1 protein-coding gene is annotated in these 1,785 nt (G+C 66.9%); it reads left to right on the forward strand.

The features are described 5' to 3' along the window. The first annotated feature begins 171 nt into the window (after positions 1 to 171). The gene (locus VF643_RS05195; protein ID WP_331042312.1) at positions 172 to 1,503 is read left to right on the forward strand and encodes a glutamate--tRNA ligase; all 1,332 of its coding nucleotides are present in this window, start codon (positions 172 to 174) and stop codon (positions 1,501 to 1,503) included. Positions 1,504 to 1,785 lie beyond the last annotated feature (282 nt).

Genomic DNA, 1,785 nt, shown 5'->3' on the forward strand with positions numbered 1-1,785 from the left:
GTGAGCGGGATCTCCAGATACGCCGCGATCTCCCGCGCGAGCGGCAGGTTCGAATTGCCGGTCATCAGCTTCATGCGCGCATCCCCCACCCGTGGAGCGCCGCCTTAGTCCTGGGTTCCGGATATCGGAAGGGGGTTGCCGAGCCCCAACGCTTGCTTATGCGACAATGGCATGACGACCGTCACCCGCTTCGCGCCCTCGCCGACCGGCATGCTTCATGTCGGCAACATCCGCGCCGCACTCCATAATTGGCTGTTCGCGCGCAAGTCGGGCGGCCAGTTCGTGCTGCGGATCGACGACACCGATGCGGAGCGGAGCGAGGAGCGGTTCGTCGACGCGATCCGCGCCGATCTCGATTGGCTGGGTCTGACCCCGGATGCGGAGGCGCGCCAGTCGGACCGGTTCGCGTTGTACGAAGACCGGTTCGCGGCGCTGGTCGCGGCGGGACGGATCTACCCTGCCTATGAGAGCGCCGAAGAACTCGCGCTGAAACGCAAGGTGCAGCTCGGGCGCGGGCTGCCGCCGGTGTACGACCGTGCGGCACTGGCGCTGAGCGACGCGGCGCGCGCTGCGTTGGAAAGCGAGGGCGTGCGCCCGCACTGGCGGTTCAGGCTCGATCACGATGCGCCGATCGAGTGGGACGATCTCGTCCGCGGCACACAGCGGTTCGAGCCAGCGACCATGAGCGACCCGGTGGTGCGGCGCGCGGACGGATCGTGGCTGTACATGCTGCCCTCCGCGATCGACGATGTCGACTTGGGCATCAGCCATGTCGTGCGGGGCGAGGATCACGTGTCCAATACCGCGCTCCAACTGCAGATGTTCGCAGCGATGGGCGCCGCGCCGCCGCGCTTCGCGCATGCTGCGCTGCTGGTTGGGAGCGAAGGCAAATTGTCCAAGCGGCTCGGCTCGCTCGGCGTCGAGCATTTCCGCTCGGCAGGGATCGAACCGCCAGCGCTCCGCGCGCTGCTGGCGCGGATCGGAACCAGCGATCCAGTCGAGCCGCTGGTTGACGCCGCGCCGCTGATCGAGTCGTTCGATTTCGCGCGGTTCGGCCGGGCGCCGGCGCGGTTCGACGAAACCGAACTCGCTCAGGTCAATGCGCGTATCGTCCACCAGCTGGGTTATATGGCGGTCAAGGATCGGTTGCCCGTGGGAATGAGCGAAGCAGAATGGGTGGCGGTGCGCCCGAACCTGTCGATCGTCGCCGATGCTGCCGATTGGTGGCCGGTGATCGAGGGACCGATCGACGCGCCCGCTGTAGATGACGAGGCGCGCGCCTATCTCGACCGGGCTCGCGTCGTTGCGGCGTCGATCGACTGGTCATCCGACCCTTGGCATGCGCTGACCGGCGCGTTGAAGGCGGAGACCGGGCGTACGGGCAAGGCGCTGTTCCTGCCGCTGCGCCAGGCGTTGACCGGCCGCGACCACGGGCCCGACATGGCGGCGTTGCTGCCGCTGATCGGGCGCGAGCGCGCGCTTCGGCGGCTGGGTTCGGACTAGGAGCTCTGTGTGTCCCGGCGAAGGCCAGGACCCAGTACTGGGCTCCCGCCTTCGCGGGAGCACGACCAGGTCGCGTCCAGATCGCGACAATCACCCTTGACGACGTAATGTTATAATGTAGCATTTGCATCACCGGTCGAACGAACCGGGACGACCAGGAGATGAAGGAGACGGATCATGTATGCCGACCGGAATGCTCGAAGGACCCGCGTCAATCCCGTTGGCCTCACCGCCGCGATCGCGATCAATGGGGCGTTCGTCGCCGCGCTGATGTTTTCGGTG

It is taken from the genome of Sphingomonas sp. (assembly GCF_036387595.1).
Classification (GTDB): Bacteria; Pseudomonadota; Alphaproteobacteria; order Sphingomonadales; family Sphingomonadaceae; genus Sphingomonas.